Consider the following 20,488-nt stretch of genomic DNA (forward strand, 5'->3'; position numbering starts at 1 on the left):
TCCCAGAAGTTTCGCTTGTCTCGCTTTTCGGGGGTCCGGGTGGCGAAGCCCCCGGCCCGGGGCGAAGCCCCGGATGTCACAGCTTGGTTTCAGTCGAGCCCGTCGACGAGGGCGAAGAGCTCCTCGTCGCTGGCCGTGTCGAGATCGTCGGTCTGGTCCGGCCGGGCTTCGGCGGTCTTGAGCAGTTCCCGCAGCCGCGCGGTGATCCGGTCGCCGTCCGGGCTGTCGGCGACGGCCGTGATGGCCGCCTCCAACCCGGCGAGGCCGGCCAGCACCGCGTCCGCGGGGGACGCTTCCTCGACGGCGAGTTCCGTCCGCAGGTGCCGGGCCAGTGCCAGCGGGTTCGGGTGGTCGAAGACCAGCGTGGCGGGCAGTTTCAGGCCGGTCGCCTCGCGCAGCCGGTTGCGCAGTTCCACCGACGTCAGCGAGTCGAACCCGGCGTCCTTGAACGCCGCGTCGGCGCGGACGCCGGAGCTGTCGGCGTGCCCGAGCACCACCGCGACCTGCCCGCGGACGAGGTCGAGCAGCAGCGTTTCCTGGTCGGCGACGGTGAGCCCGGCCAGTTTGCGGGCCAGGCCGCCGTCGTCGCCGTACGCCGTGCGCGCCGCCTGCCGGCCCGCCCGGACCAGGCCGCGCAGCAGGTGCGGGACGGTGCCGCCGGCGGCCGCGTCGGCCCGGACCTCGCGCAGGTCGAGTTCGATCGGCACCAGCAGGGCTTCTCCGGCCGCGAGTGCGGCGTCGAACAGCGCCATGCCCTCGGCGGACCCGAGCGCACGGACGCCGCCGCGGCCTTCGCGCCGGCTCATCCGGGCCAGGGTGAGGTCGTCGATGGTGCCGGCCATGCCGGTGAGCTGCTCCCACGGGCCCCAGGCCAGCGACAGGCCGGGCAGGCCCGCCGCGCGGCGGGCGGCCATCAGGCCGTCGAGGAAGGCGTTCGCCGCCGCGTACCCGCCGCTGCCCGCGCCCATGAAGATCGAGGAGGCGGACGAGTAGACGATGAACGCGTCGAGGTCGGCGTCGCGGGTCAGCTCGTCGAGGTGGCGGCCGGCGTCCACCTTGGGGGCGAAGACCTTGGCCAGCCGGTCGCGGTTCAGCGCCCCGGTGACCCCGGCGTCGAACACGCCCGCCGTGTGCACGACCGCGGTCACCGGGTGCTCCTCGAGGAGCGCGGCCACCTGGTCCCGGTCGGAGATGTCACAGGTCACCGCGGACACCGACGCGCCGTGCCCGGTCAGCTCGGTGATGAGGTCTTCGACGCCGTCGGCGTCGCGGCCGCGGCGGCTGGCCAGCACCAGCCGGCGCACGCCGTGCCGGGTGACGAGGTCGCGGGCGGCGAGCGCACCGAGCGTCCCGGCCCCGGAGACCAGGACCGTCCCGTCCGGGCGGAAGGTCAGGGGCGCTTCGGCCGGTTCGGTGACGCGGGCGAGCCGCGGCACCGAGAACGTGGTGCCGCGCAACGCCAGCTGCGGCTCGCCGGTGGCCAGCACCGCGTCCAGGGGCACCTCGCCGTCGGTGTCGAACAGGACGAACCGGTCCGGGTTCTCCGACTGCGCGGCCCGGACCAGGCCCCACACCGCGGCCCCGGCCGGGTCGGTCACCTCACGGACGGCGCCGCGGGTCACCACGACGAGCCGGGCTTCGTCCGGCGCGTCGGTGAGGAACGCCTGCACGGCCTCCAGGACCCGGCTGGTCAGCGCCAGGGGCTCCTCGCCGAAGGCTTCCAGCACCTCGGCCCGGCCCGCCGGGGCCACACTGTCCACAGTGGTCAGTTCGGGCCAGTCGACCCGGTACAGCGAGCTGGTGCGCGCGGTGTCGAGCTGGTCGAGGGCGACCTCCCGCAGGATCAGCGAGGCCAGCGTCAGGACCGGCGCACCGGTCTCGTCGGCGGCCTCGACGGTCAGCGCGTCCGGTCCGCCGGGCGCGACCCGGACCCGCAGGCCCGCGGCCCCCGCCGCGTGCAGCGCCAGCCGGTTCCAGGAGAACGGCATGACCGACTTGCCGGGCTGTCCGGACGCGGCCGCGGCGATCGTCCCGGTCTGCAGGGCCGCGTCGAGCAGCGCGGGGTGCAGGCCGAACCGGGCGGCGTCGTCCCGCCGGTCGCCGGGCAGGGTGACCTCGGCGAACACCTCTTCGCCGCGCTGCCACACCGCCCGCACGCCCTGGAACAGCGGCCCGTACGCGTATCCGCGCTCGGCGAGGTCGGGGTAGAAGTCGCCGATCTCGACGCGCTGCCCGTCCGGCGGCGGCCACGCGGTGAAGTCGAACCGGGTGCCGGTGGCCGGGGTCGCCGAGACCGTGCCGGTCGCGTGCCGGGTCCACCCGTCGTCGCGCTCGGAGTGGATGTCGACCGTGCGCGAGCCGTTCCGGTCCGGGCCGCTCACCGTGACCTGGACGTTCACGCCGCCCTGCGCGGGCACGACCAGCGGCGCTTCGGTCACGAGCTCGTCGAGGACCGGGCAGCCGGCCTCGTCCCCGGCCCGCACGGCCAGCTCGACCAGCCCGGTACCGGGGAAGAGCACCACGCCGCCGATGGTGTGGTCGGCCAGCCACGGGTGGGTCCGCAGCGACAGCCGCGAGGTGAACAGGAGGCCGTCCGACTGCGGCAGCCGCACGACCGCGCCGAGCAGCGGGTGCCCGGCCTCGGCCTGGCCGAGGGAGACGGCGTCCGCCTGCGCGGCCGGCCGGAGCCAGAAGTGCTGGTGGTCGAAGGCGTACGTCGGCAGCTCGACGCGGGCGGGCGGGACCAGCGTGGCCCAGTCGACGTCGATGCCGCGGACGAACAGCTCGGCCATCGACGTCAGCAGCCGCCGCGGGCCGCCGTCGTCGCGCCGGAGCGTCCCGGTGACGACCGCGTCGGTGAGCTCGCTGATCGGCTGCACCAGCACCGGATGCGCACTGACCTCGACGAACACGCCGTGCCCCTGCGCGATCAGGGCTTCCACCGCCGGGCCGAACCCGACCTGATTGCGCAGGTTGCGGTACCAGTAGCCACCGTCCAGGACGCCGGCGTCCTGCACCCACTCGCCGGTGACGGTCGAGAAGAACGGCACGGCCGGGGCCTGCGCGGTGATCCCGGCGAGTGCCTCGGCGAGGGTGTCGCGGATGTCCTCGACGTGCCGGGTGTGGGAGGCGTAGTCGACGGCGACCTGCCGGACGCGGACGCCGTCGCCGGCCAGCACTTCCAGGGCTTCGTTCAGCGCCTGGGCGTCCCCGGCGATCACCACCGAAGCCGGGCCGTTGACCGCGGCGACCTCGATCCGGCCGTCCCACAGCGCCAGCCGCGCGTCCGCCTCGGCTTCGCTCAGCGCGACCGACGCCATCCCGCCGCGGCCGGACAGCCGCGCCGCGATCGCCTGGCTGCGCAAGGCCACCACCTTCGCGGCGTCGTCCAGCGTCAGCGCGCCCGACACGCAGGCCGCGGCGATCTCGCCCTGCGAGTGCCCGACGACGGCGTCCGGCCGGACCCCCACGGACGCCCAGACGGCGGCCAGCCCGACCATCACCGCGAAGCACGCGGGCTGCAGCACGTCGACGCGGTCCAGGTCGCCTTCGCCGCGGAGGACGTCGAGCAGGGCCCAGTCGGTCCACTGATCGAGGGCGGCCGCGCACTCCTTGATCCGCTCGGCGAACACGGGCGAGGCATCCAGGAGCTCCCGGCCCATGCCGACCCACTGCGTCCCTTGACCCGGGAACACCCAGACGACCTTGCCCGGCTTGCCCGCGGACCCGGTCACGACGCCGGGCGCGGCCTCACCGCGGGCCAGCGCGGCCAGTCCCGCGCGGGCTTCCTCGTCCGAACCGGCCACGACGACGGCGCGTTCCTCCAGCACCGCGCGCCCGGACACCAGCGCCCCGGCGAGCTGCGCCAGGGGCACGTCCAGCCCGGTCAGCCGGCCGGCCTGCCCGGCCAGGGAACCGGTGCTGCGCGCGGACACGACGAGCGGCACCACGGCCGGTCGTGAGTGGTAAGGAGGGTTAGAACCCGCTTTTTCACTCACGACGGGCTCGGCGGGGGCTTCCTCGATGATCAGGTGCACGTTCGTGCCGCTGACCCCGAACGAGGACACCCCGGCCCGGCGCGGCCGCTCGCCGCGCGGCCAGGCACGGCTCTCGGTCAGCAGTTCCACCGCGCCTTCGGTCCAGTCCACCTGGGCGCTGGGCTCGTCGACGTGCAGGGTCGCCGGCATGACGCCGTGCCGCAGCGCCTGGACGACCTTGATCACGCTCGCCACGCCCGCGGCGGCCTGCGTGTGGCCGATGTTCGACTTGAGCGAGCCGAGCCACAGGGGCGTCTCCCGCTCCTGCCCGTAGGTGGCCAGCAGCGCCTGCGCCTCGATGGGGTCACCCAGGCTCGTCCCGGTGCCGTGCGCCTCGACGAGGTCCACATCGGACGGTCCGAGGCCGGCGTTCGCCAGCGCGGCGCGGATCACCCGCTGCTGCGAAGGGCCGTTCGGGGCGGTGAGGCCGTTGGACGCGCCGTCCTGGTTCACCGCGCTGCCCCGCAGCACGGCCAGCACCCGGTGCCCGCGCTGCCGGGCGACCGACAGCCGTTCCAGCACGACCACGCTGATGCCCTCGGCGAGCACCATGCCGTCGGCGCCCGAGGCGAACGCCTTGCACCGGCCGTCCGCGGCCAGGCCCCGCTGCCGGGAGAAGACGACGAACGAGTCGGGGCCCGACATCACCATCGCGCCGCCGGCCAGCGCCATCGAGCAGTCCCCCTGCCGGAGGGCCTGCGCGGCGAGGTGCATCGCGACCAGCGACGACGAGCACGCCGTGTCGATCGTGACGGCCGGGCCTTCGAACCCGAAGACGTAGGACACCCGGCCCGACGCCACGCTCGACGCCAGCCCGGTGCCCGCGAAGCTCTGCATTTCCGGCCCGGTCAGGCCGCCGCCGTAGCCCGAGCCGCCGGCGCCGGTGAACACGCCGACGTCGGTGCCCTTCAACGACGTCGGGTCGAGGCCGACGTCTTCCAGGGCTTCCCAGGACGCCTCCAGCAGCAGCCGCTGCTGCGGGTCCATGGCCAGCGCTTCCCGCGGCGAGATCCCGAAGAAGCCCGGGTCGAACAGGGCCGCGTCGTGGAGGAAGCCGCCCTGGTCGGTGTACGACGTCCCCGCGTGGTCGGGGTCCGCGTCGAACAGGGTGTCCAGGTCCCAGCCGCGGTCGGTGGGGAACCCCGACACGGCGTCGCCGCCCTCGGCCACCAGCCGCCACAGGTCGGCGGGGCCGGTGACGCCGCCGGGCAGCCGGCACGCCATGCCGACGATCGCGATCGGCTCACTGGCGGCGCTGACCCGCTTCTTCAGCGTGCCGACCTCTTCGAGGGACTTGCGCAGCGCCTCGACGACCTTTTCATACGACGCACTCACCACTTGCTCCCCATCACTCGTCGCCGAAAGCCAGTTGCACGAGGTCGTCGACACCGAGCTCGGCGATCGACGGCTCTTCGGTCACGACGGCCGCGAGCGCGTGCCGCAGCCGGTCGCCGTCCCCGCCGTGCCCGTTCCCGGTGCTCTCCGGTACCAGCCGCGCGCTCAGGTACCGGGCCACGGCCAGGGGGTTCGGGTAGTCGAAGACCAGCGTGGCGGGCAGCTTCAACCCGGTCGCCTCGCGCAGCCGGTTGCGCAGCTCCACCGACGTCAGCGAGTCGAACCCGGTGTCCTTGAACGCGGTGTCCGGGCGGACCGCCTCCGGGCCGTCGTAGCCGAGCACCACCGCGACCTGCCCGCGGACCAGGTCGACGAGCCGCGCCTCCCGCTCGGCCGGGGCGAGCCCGGCCAGCCCCTTGTCCACAGTGGACACCGAACGGGCCTGGCTCCGGACCGGCCGCACCAGGCCGCGGAACAGCACCGGTACCGCGCCCGCCCGCAGGGCGGCCAGGTCGAGCTTGATCGGCACCAGCAGCGAGCCGGCCATCCGCAGCCCGAGGTCGAACAGCTCCAGGCCCTCGGCCCGGCTCAGTTCCAGGACGCCGTTGCGGCCGGCCCGCGCGTGGTCGACCTCGCTGAGGTGGGCGGCCATGCCGCCGCTGCGTTCCCACAGGCCCCAGGCCAGGGACAGGCCCGGCAGGCCCGCGGCCCGGCGGTGGGCCATCGCCGCGTCCAGGAAGGCGTTGGCCGCCGCGTACGGGCCCTGGCCGCCGCCGCCCATGACCCCGGCGACGGACGAGAACACGACGAACGCACCGAGGTCCCGGTCCCGGGTGAGCTCGTCGAGGTGGCGGACCGCGTCGACCTTCGCCGCGTAGACGTTCGCCAACTGGTCGGGGGTCAGCGCCTCGATCACGCCGTCCTCGAAGACGCCGGCGGTGTGCACCACCCCGGTGAGCTCCGGCAGGTCCGCGAGGAGAGCGGCCACCTGGTCGCGGTCCGAGACGTCACAGGCCACAAAGGACACGTCCGCGTCGGGCAGGTCACTGATCAGGTCCTTCGCGCCGTCGGCGTCCAGGCCCTGCCTGCTGGCCAGGACGAGCTTCCGCACGCCGTGCCGGGTCACCAGGTGCCGGGCCACCAGCGTGCCCAGCGCTCCGGCGCCCGAGACCAGGACCGTGCCGTCCGGGTCGAACGCGGCGGGCGTGTCCGCGATCCGGGTGGCGCGGGTCAGCCGGGGCACGAGGAGGGTCGTGCCGCGGACCGCGAGCTGCGGCTCGCCCGAGGCCAGGACGGCGTCCAGGGGGAGTTCGCCGTCGGTGTCCAGGAGGACGATCCGGTCCGGGTGTTCCGCCTGGGCGGACCGGACCAGGCCCCACACCGCCGCCGCCGCGGGGTCGGTCAGCGTGTGGTCGCCCCCGGCGGGCACCGCCCCGCGCGTGACGACGACCAGGCGTTCCTCTTCGGGTCCGGCCAACCACGCCTGGAGCTTCTCCAGGACCCGGGTGGTCGCGGCCAGCGCGGAGTCACCTCCGGCGACCTCCAGGACTTCGGCGTCCTCGACGGCGGCCGTCAGCCGGCCCCCGGGGAGCTCGGTCCAGCCGACGCGGAACATCGCGTCGTGGCCCGGGCCGGCCGCGGCGCCCAGCTGCTCGGCCGAAACCGGCCGGGACACCAGCGAGTCCATGGTCAGGACCAGGCCGCCGGTCTCGTCGGCGGCTTCGACGGACAGCGCGTCCGAGCCGCTCGGCGAAAGCCGGACCCGCAGGGCCGAGGCGCCCGCGGCGTGCAGGACGAGGCTGTTCCACGCGAAGGCGAGCACCGGCTCACCGGGCTCACCACCGACGGTCGCGGCCTGCAGGGCCGCGTCGAGCAGTGCCGGGTGGACGCCGAACCGGCCCGCGTCCTTGCGCAGGTCCTCCGGCAGCACGACCTCGGCGAAGACGTCGCCGTCGCGCCGCCACACCGCCCGCAGCCCCTGGAACGCCGGCCCGTACCCGTAACCCCGGTCGGCGAGGCCGGTATAGAAGGTGCCGACGTCGACGCGCTCGGCGTCCGCGGGCGGCCAGGCCCGGAAGTCGAACGCCGCAGCCTGGGCGGGTGCCGACGACAGGACGCCGGTGGCGTGCCGCGTCCAGCCGGTGCCGCCGTCGCGCTGCGAGTAGACGTCCACCGTGCGCGAGCCGGTCTCGTCCGGGCCGCTCAGCGCGACCTGAACGCGGACCGCGCCCTGGGCGGGCACGACCAGCGGCGCCTCGATGATCAGCTCGTCGAGGGTGGTGCACCCGGCTTCGTCACCGGCCCGCACGGCCAGCTCGGCCAGCCCGGAGCCCGGGAGGATCACGACACCGCCGACCGCGTGGTCGGCCAGCCACGGGTGCGTCCGCACCGACAGCCGCGAGGTGAAGACCAGGCCGTCGGACTGCGGCAGCTCGACGACCGCGCCCAGCAGCGGGTGGTCGGCCGCCGCCTGGCCCAGCGAGGCCGCGTCGGTCGCGGACTCGGCGGGCCGGAGCCAGTAGTGCCGGTGGTCGAAGGCGTACTTGGGCAGGTCGACCCGGCCGGCCGCAGGCAGGACCGCGGTCCAGTCGAGTGCCACACCCCGGACGAACAGCTCGGCCATCGATGTCAGCAGGCGGCGGAGGCCACCGTCGTCGCGCCGCAGCGACCCGGTCACCACCGCGTCGTCGCTGATCTCGCTGAGCGGCTGGACCAGCACCGGGTGCGCGCTGACCTCGACGAACACGCCGTGGCCCTGGCGGCCGAGCTCGGCCACCGCCGGGCCGAACCCGACCCGGTTGCGCAGGTTCCGGTACCAGTAGCCGCCGTCCACGACACCCGGTTCCGTGATCCAGTCGCCGGTGAGCGTCGAGAAGAACGGCACCTCCGGGGCCTGCGCCTCGATCCCGGCCAGGGTTTCGGCGAGCAGGTCCTCGATCGCTTCGACCTGGTTGGTGTGGGACCCGTAGTCCACGGCCACCCGCCGGACGCGGACGTCCTGCCCGGACAGCGCTTCGACGACCTCGTCGAGGGCCTGGGCTTCCCCGGCGATCACCACGGAGGTGGGGCTGTTGACCGCGGCCACCTGGACCCGGTCGGCCCACGGCGCCAGCCAGGCGGTCGCTTCTTCTTCGCTCAGCGCGACCGAGGCCATGCCGCCGCGGCCGGCCAGCCGGGTGGCGATCGCCTGGCTCCGCAGGGCCACGACCTTCGCCGCGTCCTGCAGCGACAACGCCCCCGACACGCAGGCGGCGGCGATCTCGCCCTGGGAGTGCCCCACCACGGCGTCCGGCCGCACGCCGGCGGCCTGCCACACCGCGGCCAAGCCGACCATCATGGCGAAGCTGGCCGGCTGCACGACGTCGACGCGGTCCAGCAGGTCGGCGTCCCCGCGCAGCACGTCGAGCAGCGACCAGTCGACCCACGGCGCCAGCGCCGCCGCGCACTCGGCGACCCGCTCGGCGAACACCGGGGACTCTTCGAGCAGCGCCCGGCCCATGCCGGCCCACTGCGAGCCCTGGCCAGGAAAGACCCAGACGAGCTTGCCCGGCGCCCCCGCCCGGCCGGTGACCACCGCGGCCGTGTCTTCGCCGCGGGCCAGCGCTTCCAGGCCCGTCACGGCTTCTTCGCGGGAGCCCGCGACGACGACCGCGCGTTCGGTCAGCGCGGCCCGGTTCGCCACCAGTGCCCGGGCCACGCCCGCCAGCGGCGCGTCACCCGCCGCGATCCCGGCGAGCCGGCCGGCCTGGGCGGCCAGGGAAGCCGTGCTGCGGGCGGAAACCACGACCGGCACCACGGGCACCTCGGGCGTGGGCACCGGCTCTTCGGCGGGCGCCTCCTCCAGGATCAGGTGCGCGTTCGTGCCGCTGACGCCGAACGCGGACACCCCGGCCCGGCGCGGCCGGCCGGTGCGCGGCCACTCGCGCGCCTCGGTCAGCAGTTCGACCGCCCCGGCGGACCAGTCCACCTCGGGGGTCGGTTCGTCGACGTGCAGCGTCGGCGGCAGGACTTCGTGCCGCAGCGCCTGCACCATCTTGATCACGCCCGCGACCCCCGCCGCGGCCTGCGCGTGGCCGATGTTCGACTTGAGCGAGCCGAGCCACAACGGCGTCTCGCGGTCCTTGCCGTAGGTGGCGATCAGGGCCTGCGCCTCGATCGGGTCACCCAGCGTGGTCCCGGTGCCGTGCGCTTCGACGGCGTCCACATCGGACGGTGCCAGCCCGGCACCGGCCAGGGCCCGCCGGATCACCCGCTGCTGCGAGGGCCCGTTCGGGGCGGTCAGGCCGTTGGACGCGCCGTCCTGGTTGACCGCGCTGCCGCGCAGCACGGCCAGGATCCGGTGGCCGCGTTCGCGGGCCACGGAAAGCCGTTCGAGGACGAGCACGCCGACACCCTCGGCCCAGCCGGTGCCGTCGGCCGCGGCGGCGAACGCCTTGCAGCGCCCGTCGACGGCGAGGCCCCGCTGGCGGGAGAACTCCACGAACGCGCCGGGGTTCGCCATCACCGTCGCCCCGCCGGCCAGCGCCATCGAGCACTCGCCCTGCCGCAGGGACTGCGCGGCGAGGTGCATCGCGACCAGCGAGGACGAGCACGCCGAGTCGATCGTCACGGCCGGGCCTTCGAACCCGAACACGTACGACACGCGGCCGGACGCCACGCTCGACGACCCGCCCGTGCCCGCGAAGCCCTCCAGCTCCGGGGTGACGACGCTGTCCCCCGGGGCCACGTAGCCCTGGCCGAACATGCCGGTGAACACGCCGACGTCGGTGCCCTTGAGCGAAAGCGGGTCGACCCCGGCGTCTTCCATGGCCTCCCAGGAGGACTCCAGGAGCAGCCGCTGCTGCGGGTCCATGGCGACGGCCTCGCGCGGCGAGATCCCGAAGAAGCCCGCGTCGAAGAGGCCGGCTTCGTGCAGGAACCCGCCGTGCCGGGTGTAGGTCTTGCCCGGACGGGCCGGGTCCGGGTCGTAGATGCTCTCGAGGTCCCAGCCGCGGTCGGCCGGGAACTCCGACACCGCGTCCCGGCCCTCGGCGACCAGCCGCCAGAGGTCCTCGGGACCGGCGACACCGCCCGGCAGGCGGCAGGCCATGCCGACGATGGCGATCGGCTCGTCGAGGTCGGCCTTCGCGACCGCCGTGGTCACCGGCGTCTCGGCCGCGCCGCCGAGTTCCTCGCGCAGGTGCCGGGCGAGGGCCTGGGGGTTCGGGTAGTCGAAGACCAGCGTCGCGGGCAGCTTGAGCCCGGTGGCGGTCCGCATCCGGTTGCGCAGCTCGACCGCGGTCAGCGAGTCGAAGCCGGCGTCCTTGAACGCGGTGTCCACGCGGACGGCGTTCGCGTCGGCGTGCCCGAGCACGGCCGCCACCTGCGCCCGGACCAGGTCCAGCAGCAGGGTGAGCTGGTCCTTCGGGGCGAGCCCGGACAGCCGGCCGGCCAGCCCGCTGTCCACAGTGGACGCCGTGCGCGCCTGCTGGCGGCCCGCGCGGACCAGGCCGCGCAGCAGGTGCGGCACGGTCCCGCCCGCGGCAGCGTCGGCGCGCACCCCGCGCAGGTCCAGCTTGGCCGGCACCAGCAGCGATTCCGCCGAAGGCAGGGCCGCGTCGAACAGGTCCATGCCCTCGTCCTGGGTCATGATCTGCAGGCCACCGCGGCGGCTCATCCGGGCCCGGGTGGCCTCGTCGGTGTTGGCCGCCATGCCGGTGCTCTGGTCCCACAGGCCCCACGCCAGCGACAGGCCCGGCAGGCCCGCGGCCCGGCGGTGGGCCATCAGGCCGTCGAGGAAGGCGTTCGCCGCGGCGTAGCTGCCGCTGCCCGCGCCCATGAACACGGCCGAAACCGAGGAGTAGACGACGAAGGCGTCGAGATCCCGGTCACGGGTCAGTTCGTCGAGGTGCCGGACGGCGTCGACCTTGGGGCCGAACACCCGGGCCAGCCGGTCGCGGTCGAGCGTCTCGATGACACCGGCGTCGAGGACCCCGGCGGTGTGCACCACGGCGGTCGGCCGGTGCTCGTCGAGCAGGGCCGCCACCTGGGCGCGGTCGGAGACGTCACACGCCACCACCGACACGTCCGCGGCCAGCTCGGCGACCAGTTCCGCCACGCCTTCGGCGGCCGGGCCGCGCCGGGAAGCCAGCACCAGCTTCCGCACGCCGTGGCGTTCGACCAGGCGCCGGGCCACCAGGCTGCCGAGCGCGCCGGCGCCCGAGATCAGGACCGTCCCGTCCGGGCGGAACACGGCGTCACCGCGGTGCTCCGCGCGGGCGATGCGGGGCACGAAGAACTTCCCGCCGCGCACGGCGACCTGGGGCTCGCCGCTCGCCAGGACCGCGCCGAGCGGGAGTTCGCCGTCGGTGTCGAGCAGGACGATCCGGTCGGGGTTCTCCGCCTGCGCGGCCCGGACCAGACCCCACACGGCCGCTCCGGCCGGGTCGGTCACGTCGCGGACCGCACCGCGGGTCACCACGACCAGCCGGGCTTCCTCCCCCGCGCCGGCGAGGAACGTCTGCACGGCTTCCAGCACCCGGGCGGTCAGGTCGAGGGGCTCCTCGCCGGACGCTTCGAGCACCTCGACCCGATCCGGCACCACACCGTCCACAAGGGACACTTCGGTCCAGTCGACGCGGTACAGCGATCCGGCGCGGGCCTGCCCGGCCGAGAACTGCCGGGCCACGACCGATTCCGCCGTGACAACCAGGCCGCCGGTTTCGTCCGCCGCCTGGAGGACGCCGCCGGGCACCAGCCGCACCCGCAGCGCCGAGGCGCCCGCGGCGTGCAGGACCACGTTGTGCCACTCCGCCGGCTGCTCGTCGTCGGCGAGGGCCGGGCGCAGGGCCGCGTCCAGCAGCGCCGGGTGGATGCCGAACGCGCCGGCGTCCTGCCCCTCGGGCAGCGCGACCTCGGCGAAGAGCTCCTCGCCGCGCCGCCACCCGCCGCCGGCCGGTTCGGCACCGGCGGGCGGCCACACCGTGAAGTCGAACGGCTCGGCCGCCGGGGCGGTGGCCGCGAGGTGCCCGGTGGCGTTCCGGGTCCAGTCTTCGTCGCCTTCGCGCTGCGAATACACGTCGACCGTGCGCTCGCCGCCCACGACGACCTGCACCCGCAGGCCACCGCTCTCGGGCAGCACCAGAGGTGTCTCGACGGTCAGGTCGGCGAGGACCGGGCACCCGGCTTCGTCACCGGCCCGCACGGCCAGCTCGACCAGGGCGGCACCCGGGACGCCGTCGGCGAGCCACGGGTGGGTCCGCACCGAGAGGCGCGAGGTGAAGACCAGGCCACCGGACTGCGGCAGGGAAACGACCGCCCCGAGCAGCGGGTGATCGGCCCCGGCCAGGCCGAGCGCGGGCGCGTCGGCCGCGGCGGGCGGGCTGAGCCAGAAGTGCTGGTGGTCGAAGGCGTACGTCGGCAGCTCGACGCGCGCGGGCGGCGCCATCGTGGCCCAGTCGACCGGGACGCCCCGGACGAACAGCTCGGCCATCGAGGTCAGCAGCCGCCGCGGGCCGCCGTCCTGCCGCCGCAGGGTTCCGGTGACGACGGCGTCGACCTCGGTGCCGTCCACCACGTCGGTGATCGGCTGGACCAGCACCGGGTGCGCGCTGACCTCGACGAACACGCCGTGGCCCTGGGTGAGCAGCTCGGCCACGGCCGGGCCGAACCCGACCTGGTTGCGCAGGTTCCGGTACCAGTAGCCGCCGTCGACGATCCCGGCTTCGGTGATCCATTCGCCGGTGACGGTCGAGTAGAACGGCACGACCGGCGCCTGGGCGGTGATCCCGGCCAGGGTCTCGGCGAGGGTGTCCTGGATGTCTTCGACGTGCCGGGTGTGGGACGCGTAGTCCACCGCCACCCGCCGGCCGCCGAGGGCTTCGACGGCCTCGGTGAGCGCTTCGGCGTCACCGGCGATCACCACCGAGGCCGGGCCGTTGACGGCGGCGATCTCGACCCGTCCGTCCCACGGCGCGAGCCGGGCGGCCACCTCGTCGTGGCCGAGCTGGACCGACGCCATGCCTCCGCGGCCGGACAGCCGGGCCGCGATCGCCTGGCTGCGCAGCGCGACCACCTTCGCCGCGTCCTCAAGGGACAGTGCACCGGCCACGCAGGCGGCGGCGATCTCACCCTGGGAGTGGCCCAGGACGGCGTCCGGCACGACCCCGACCGACGCCCACACGGCGGCCAGCCCGACCATCACCGCGAAACACGCGGGCTGCAGCACGTCGACGCGGTCCAGGTCACCCTCGCCGCGGAGGACGTCCAGCAGCGACCAGTCGGTCCACGGCTCCAGCGCGGCGGCGCATTCGGTGATCCGCTCGGCGAACACCGGGGACGCGTCGAGGAGCTCGCGGCCCATGCCGGCCCACTGCGTGCCCTGGCCGGGGAACACCCACACGGTCTTGCCGGGCATTCCGGCGGTGCCGGTGACCAGGCCGGTCGCACTCTCGCCGCGGGCCAGTGCGGTCAGGCCCTCCCGGGCTTCCGCGGCCGAGCCGGCCACGACGACGGCCCGGTCGGTCAGCGTCGCCCGGGTCGACAGCAGGGCCCCGGCCACGCGGGTCAGCGGGACGTCGTCGTCGAGGAAGTCGGCCAGCCGGGCGGCCTGGCCCGCCAGGGAGCCGGTGCTGCGCGCGGACACCACGACCGGCACGACACCTTCGGGCACGTCCGCCTCGGAAGGCTCCTCGGCGGGGGCCTCTTCGAGGATGAGGTGCGCGTTGGTGCCGCTGATGCCGAACGACGAGACGCCGGCCCGGCGCGGGTGGCCGTTGCGGGCCCACTCGCGGCCTTCGGTGAGCAGCTCGACCGCGCCCGCGGACCAGTCCACCTGCTTGGTGGGTTCCTGCACGTGGAGGGTCGGCGGCAGGGTGTCGTGCCGCAGCGCCTGGACCATCTTGATGACGGCCGCCACGCCCGCGGCGGCCTGGGTGTGGCCGATGTTCGACTTCAGCGAGCCGAGCCACAACGGCGTTTCCCGGTTCTTGCCGTAGGTGGCCAGCAGCGCCTGCGCCTCGATCGGGTCGCCCAGGGCGGTGCCAGTGCCGTGCGCCTCGACGGCGTCCACTTCGGACGGTTGCAGCCCGGCCGTGCTCAGCGCGGCCCGGATCACCCGCTGCTGCGAAGGGCCGTTCGGGGCGGTGAGGCCGTTCGACGCGCCGTCCTGGTTGACCGCGCTGCCGCGGAGCACGGCGAGCACCTGGTGGCCGCGCTCGCGGGCCACCGAAAGCCGTTCGAGGACGACGATGCCGACGCCCTCGGACAGGACGGTCCCGTCCGCGCCGTCGGCGAACGCCTTGACCCGGCCGTCCTCGGCCATGCCGCGCTGCCGCGACATGCCGATGACCCCGATCGGCGAGCCCATCACGGCGACCCCGCCGGCCAGCGCCATCGTGCACTCGCCCTGCCGGAGTGCCTGCGCCGCGAGGTGGATCGCCACCAGCGACGACGAGCACGCGGTGTCCACGGTGACCGCCGGGCCTTCGAACCCGAAGGTGTAGGACACCCGGCCCGAGGCCACGCTGCCCGCGGTGGCCGTGGTGACGAAGCCTTCGAGTTCGGCGGGCATGTTGCTCAGGGACTCGAGGTAGTCGTGGATGGAGACGCCGGAGAAGACGCCGACGGCGTCGCCGCGGGCCTTCGTCGGGTCGATGCCCGCGCGCTCCAGGGCTTCCCAGGACGCTTCGAGCAGCAGGCGCTGCTGCGGGTCCATGGCCAGCGCTTCGCGCGGCGAGATGCCGAAGAAGCCCGGGTCGAACTGCGCGGCTTCGTGCAGGAAGCCGCCCTGCCGGATGTAGGCCGTGCCCGGGCGCTCGGGGTCGGAGTCGAACAGGCCGTCCAGGTCCCAGCCGCGGTCTTCGGGGAAGGCCGACATGCCGTCGCGGCCTTCGGCGACCATCCGCCACAGGTCGTCCGGGCTCAGCACCCCGCCGGGCAGGCGGCAGGCCATGCCGACGATGGCGATCGGCTCGCCCGCGTCCGCGGCGACCGTGGCCGGCGCGGCGGGCGCCCCGGCGACGGTCTCCCCCAGTTCCTCACGCAGGTGCCGGGCGAGCGCGACCGGCGTCGGGTAGTCGAAGACGAGCGTGGCGGGCAGCTTGACGCCCGTCGCCGCGCTCAGCCGGTTGCGCAGCTCGACCGCGGTCAGCGAGTCGAAGCCGAGGTCGCTGAACCCCTTGGTGCCCTGGGCCAGCTCGGGCGCGTTGAAGCCGAGCACCGCGGCGGCCTCGGTCTGGACGATGCCCAGCAGGACCGCTTCCTGCTCCTCCGCGGGCCGCCCGGCGAGCTTGTGGACCAGCCCGCCGCCACCACTGGCGGCCGCCGTCCGCGCCACCCGGCGGCTCGCGCGGACCAGGCCGCGCAGCAGGTGCGGGACCTCCCCGCCGCCGCGCAGGGTCTTCAGGTCGAGCTTGATCGGGACCAGCAGCGCCTGCTCGGAAGCCAGGCCGATGTCGAAGATGTCGAGGGCCTCGGCGGGCGTCATGGCGAGCACGCCGCCGCGGCTCATCCGGGCCTGGTCGGTGGCGGACAGGTGCGCGGTCAGGCCGTCGGCCTGCTCCCACAGGCCCCACGCCAGCGACACGCCCGGCAGGCCCGCCGCCCGGCGCCCGGCCATCAGGCCGTCGAGGAAGGCGTTGGCCGCCGCGTAGTTGCCCTGCCCGGCCGAGCCCATGAGCGCGGCCGCGGACGAGAACACGACGAAGGCGTCGAGTTCACTGCCCCGGGTCAGTTCGTCGAGGTGCTGGACGGCGTCGACCTTGGGCGCGAACACCCCGGCCAGCCGCTCGCGGTTCAGCGCTCCGATGACGCCGTCGTCGAGCAGGCCGGCCAGGTGCACGATGCCGGTCGGGCGGTGCTCGGCCAGCAGCGCGGCGACCTGGTCGCGGTCGGAGACGTCGCAGGCGACCACGGACACGTCCGCGCCCTGCCCGGTCAGCTCGGCGAGAAGATCTTCCGCGGCCACGCCGCGACGACTCGCGAGGACCAGGCGCCGGACGCCGTGCCGGGCGACCAGGTGCTTCGCCACGAGCGCGCCGAGCGAGCCGGTGCCGCCGGTGAGCAGGACCGTCCCGTCCGGACTGAACACCGCGGGCGCGTCCGGCACCTCGCCGGCCGCGCGGGCCAGCCGCGGGACGGAGAACGCACCGCCGCGCACCGCGAGCTGCGGCTCGCCGGTGGCCAGCACCGCACCCAGCGGCAGTTCGCCGTCGGTGTCGACCAGGATGATCCGGCCCGGGTTCTCCGCCTGGGCGGCCCGCAGCAGGCCCCACACGGCAGCTCCGGCCGGGTCGGTCACCTCGCGGACCGCGCCGCGGGTCACGACGACCAGGCGGGCTTCCTCGGCCGCGCCGTCGAGCCACGCCTGCACGGCTTCCAGCACCCGGCCGGTCAGGTCCAGGGGCGCACCGCCGACGGCTTCGAGCACCTCGGCGTGGTCCGTGGCCACGGGTTCGGCCGCGGGCAGGTCGACCCAGTCGACCTGGAACAGCGAGTCGCGCTCTTCGCCCGCCGCCGTCTCCAGCTGCGCGGCCGAAACCTCGCGGGACACGAGGGAATCCATGGTGACGACCAGGCCACCGGTCTCGTCGGCGGCCTGGAACGTCAGCGCGTCCGGCCCGCCCGGCGCGACCCGCACCCGCAGCGCCGAGGCGCCGACGGCGTGCAGGACCAGGCCGTTCCACGCGAACGGCAGCACGTTGCGGTCGTCGTCCGGGTTCGCGAAGGCGTTCGTGTGCAGAGCGGCGTCCAGGAGCGCGGGGTGGAGGCCGAACTTGCCGGCGTCCTCGCGGTGGTCGTCGGGCAGCGCGACCTCGGCGAACACCTCGTCACCGCGCCGCCAGACCGCCCGCATGCCCTGGAACGCGCCGCTGTAGGCGTAGCCGCGTTCGGTCAGGTCGGAGTAGAAGTTCTCGACGTCGATCGGCTCGGCCCCAGCGGGCGGCCAGGCGGCGAAGTCGAAGCGATCCGGCTCCCGGGCGGCCGACTCGCCGAGGAGGCCGGTCGCGTGCCGGACCCACTCGTCACTGTCGTCCCGCATGGAGAAGACGTCGACCGCGCGCGAGCCGGTTTCGTTCGGCCCGCTCACCGCGACCTGCACGCGGACCCCGCCGCGTTCGCCGAGCACCAGCGGCGCCTCGATGACGAGCTCTTCCAGGACGCCGAAGCCGAGTTCGTCCCCGGCCCGCAGGGCGAGGTCGACGTAGACCGTGCCCGGGATGAGCACGACGCCGCCGATCGCGTGCCCGGCCAGCCACGGGTGCGTCTTCAGCGACAGCCGCGAGGTGAAGACCAGGCCGTCGGACTGCGGCAGCGGGACGACCGCACCGAGCAGCGGGTGGTCGGCGCCGGCCAGGCCCAGCGAAGCCGCGTCGCTCGCGGCCCCGCCCATCTGCAGCCAGTAGTGCTGGTGGTCGAAGGCGTACGTCGGCAGCTCGACCCGCCGCGACGGCGGCAGCACGCCGGACCAGTCCACGGTCACGCCGCGCACGAAGAGCTCGGCCGCCGAGGCCAGCAGACGCCGGAGGCCGCCGTCCTCGCGCCGCAGCGTCCCGGTCACGACGGCTTCGGAATCGTCGACGAGTTCGTTGATCGGCTGGACCAGCACCGGGTGGGCGCTGACCTCGACGAACACCCGGTGGCCCTGCTCGATCAGCTCGGCCACGGCCGGGCCGAACCGGACCTGGCGGCGCAGGTTGCGGTACCAGTAGCCGCCGTCGAGGACACCGGCGTCTTCGACCCACTCGCCGGTGACGGTCGAGTAGAACGGCACCTCCGGGGCCTGCGCGCGGATCCCGCCGAGCATCTCGGCCAGTGCGTCGCGGGCGGCTTCGACGTGCCGGGTGTGGGAGGCGTAGTCCACCGCGACCCGCCGGATCCGGACCCCCTGGTCGTCGAGCGCGTCGAGGGCTTCGTCCAGGGCTTCGGCGTCGCCGGCGATGACCACGGACGTCGGCCCGTTGACCGCCGCGACCTCCACCCGGCCCGCCCACGGCTCGATCCGCGCGGTCGCGTCCTCTTCGCTCAGCGCGACCGAGGCCATCCCGCCGCGGCCGGCCAGTGAGGCGGCGATCGCCTGGCTGCGCAACGCAACCACCTTCGCCGCGTCGTCGAGGGACAACGCGCCCGACACGCACGCGGCCGCGATCTCGCCCTGCGAGTGGCCCACCACGGCCTCGGGCTCGACGCCGAGCGAGGCCCACACGGCCGCGAGCCCGACCATCACGGCGAAGCTCGCCGGCTGCACGACGTCGACCCGGTCCAAGAGATCGGCATCGCCGCGGAGGACATCGGTCAGCGACCAGTCGACCCACCGGCCGAGCGCGGTCTCGCACTCGGCGATCCGGGCGGCGAACACCGGCGAAGCGTCGAGGAGCTCGCGGCCCATCCCGGCCCACTGCGTCCCCTGGCCCGGGAAGACCCAGACGACCTTGCCCGGCGCACCCGAGCCGCGGCCGGTCAGCAGGCCGGGGACACTCTCGCCGCGGGCCAGCGCCTGCAGCCCGGTGACGGCTTCTTCGTTCGAACCGGCAACGACGACCGCGCGTTCGCTGAGCATCGCGCGGCCGGACACCAGCGTCCCGGCGATGTCCGCGAGCGGAACGTCGCCGACCTCCGCCAGCCGACCGGCCTGGGCGGCCAGCGAAGCCGCGGTCGCGGCCGACACGACCAGCGGCACCACAGACGGTCGTGAGTGGAAAGGAGGGTTAGAACCCGCTTTTTCACTCACGAGGTCTTCGGGGGCTTCTTCGAGGATCATGTGCGCGTTGGTGCCGCTGGCGCCGAACGCGGAGATCGCGCCGCGGCGCGGGTGGCCGTTGCGCGGCCACTCGCGGCCTTCGGTCAGCAGCTCGATCGAGCCGGCCGACCAGTCGACCTGCGGGGTGGGCGCGTCGACGTGCAGGGTGGCCGGGAGCTGCCCGTGCCGCAGCGACTGGATCATCTTGATCACGCCGGCCACGCCGGACGCCGCCTGCGTGTGCCCGACGATCGACTTGACCGAGCCGAGCCACAACGGCGTCTCGCGGTCTTTCCCGTAGGTGGCCAGCAGGGCCTGGACCTCGATCGGGTCGCCGAGCACGGTCCCGGTGCCGTGCCCCTCCACGGTGTCCACATCGGACGGTGCGAGCCCGGCGGCGGCGAGGGCCTTGCGGATGACGCGCTGCTGGGCGGGGCCGTTCGGCGCGGTCAGGCCGTTCGACGCGCCGTCCTGGTTCACCGCGCTGCCGCGGATGACGGCGAGGACCTGGTGCCCGCGCTCGCGGGCCACCGAGAGCCGCTCCAGCAGCAGGACGCCGACACCCTCGGCCCAGCCGGAGCCGTCGGCGGCCGCGGCGTAGGACTTGCAGCGTCCGTCGAAGGCCAGGGCGCGCTGCCGCGCGAAGCCGACGAACCCGCCCGGCGTGGCCATCACGGTCGAGCCACCGGCCAGGGCCATCGAGCACTCGCCGCGGCGAAGAGCCTGTGCGGCAAGGTGGATCGCCACCAGCGACGACGAGCACATCGTGTCGACGGTGACCGCGGGGCCTTCGAGCCCGAGCGTGTAGGCGACCCGGCCGGAGGCGACGCCGCCTGCGGTGCCCAGCGCGCGCTCCAGGCTCATGAAGCCCTCGAACCCGCTGAGGTCGGGGGCGTAGTCCTGGTGGACGACCCCGGCGTAGACGCCGATGTCGCTGCCCCGCACCGAATGCGGGTCGATGCCGGCTCGTTCGAGGGTCTCCCAGGACACCTCCAGGAGCTGCCGCTGCTGCGGGTCCATGGCGAGGGCCTCACGCGGCGAGATGCCGAAGAACCCGGCGTCGAACTGGGCCGCGTCCTGCAGGAAGGCACCTTCACGCACGTACGTCGTGCCCGGGTTGTCGGCGTCCGGGTGGTAGAGACCCTCGACGTCCCAGCCGCGGTCCTCCGGGAAGCCGGTGTAGACGTCGGCGCCTTCGGACACCACGCGCCAGAAGTCCTCCGGGCCGCGGATCCCGCCCGCGTACCGGCAGGCCATGGAGACGATCGCGATGGGCTCCGCCGCGGCCGCGGTGAGCGCGGCGTTCTCCTGCTGGAGGCGGACGTTCTCCTTCAGCGAAGCGCGCAGTGCGTCAACGATCTGCTCGTTCGGCGCGGACATGTTCTTCCTCCACGATTCG

2 protein-coding genes are annotated in these 20,488 nt (G+C 74.7%); both read right to left on the minus strand.

Annotated features, from left to right (window positions below):
* Positions 1 to 89: 89 nt before the first annotated feature.
* Complete coding sequence (locus ACWEF6_RS07450; RefSeq protein ID WP_449682132.1) at positions 90 to 5,375, minus strand: beta-ketoacyl synthase N-terminal-like domain-containing protein; 5,286 nt, start codon at positions 5,373 to 5,375, stop codon at positions 90 to 92.
* 10 nt (positions 5,376 to 5,385) lie between these two features.
* Positions 5,386 to 20,469, minus strand: coding sequence for an SDR family NAD(P)-dependent oxidoreductase (locus tag ACWEF6_RS07455; RefSeq protein ID WP_449682133.1), 15,084 nt, complete (start codon positions 20,467 to 20,469; stop codon positions 5,386 to 5,388).
* Between the last annotated feature and the right edge of the window lie 19 nt (positions 20,470 to 20,488).

Source organism: Amycolatopsis sp. NPDC004772 (assembly GCF_053601215.1).